The organism is Zobellella iuensis, assembly GCF_016746085.1.
Lineage (GTDB): Bacteria > Pseudomonadota > Gammaproteobacteria > Enterobacterales > Aeromonadaceae > Oceanimonas > Oceanimonas iuensis.
Genome location: NZ_JAERTZ010000016.1, coordinates 1 through 707, shown reverse-complemented (window position 1 = coordinate 707; position 707 = coordinate 1). Strand labels below are relative to the sequence as shown.

Genomic DNA, 707 nt, shown 5'->3' with positions numbered 1-707 from the left:
ATAGCTGAAAGTATTCAAGATGCTTTAATCTCAATGAACCCAAAGTTACTTCATCAAACAATGTTTGGTTCACTTCACGAAGAAAAAATACCAGAAGAAAGGATGGATGATGCACAAAGAGTATTGGCTCGAATGAATCTTAATATGAGCAAAATGCATCCCGTCACTATTTCATATTTTTCAGATAGTCTAGTTCTTTCCGCTGAAGCTGATGATGTGATTGCATCACAAACTATTCTAGAGTTATTAGCAAAGTTAAGCATTAAGTTATGGGATGAACACTCGTTACTAATTCGCGGGGGAGTAACTTTAGGTAAATTAGTACATATCGAAAACGGTCCTTTATTTGGTCCAGCTATGAATAGGGCGTATTACCTAGAATCTTCGGAAGCCGAAACGCCAAGGATAATTTTTGATAAACATTGTATAGAGGCATTTCGTACAATTCATACTTTTGAAGTCTTGGAACCTTTGATTGAAGAAGATGAAAAATATCGCTATATCTCGTTGTCAGCATGCTTTAGATATATAACAACGTCTAGTTCATTGGCCTATTCAGATTCAGAGCAACTGAGAAATATTCAGAGAGCTGAGGCGGAAGTTTTATCGAAAATCCAAGAGATTATTGCTTCATCTCCTCCACAAAGAGTTAAAGAAAAGTATGAGTGGTTAAATACTGAAACACAGAAAATACTATCAAATTAGAT

Annotated in this window: 1 protein-coding gene; it reads left to right on the top strand. The window is 35.4% G+C overall.

Annotated features, from left to right (window positions below; translation table 11 throughout):
• Positions 1-705: hypothetical protein (locus JKV55_RS06825; RefSeq protein ID WP_202083549.1), on the top strand; the 705-nt coding region annotated here is incomplete at its 5' end.
• Positions 706-707 lie beyond the last annotated feature (2 nt).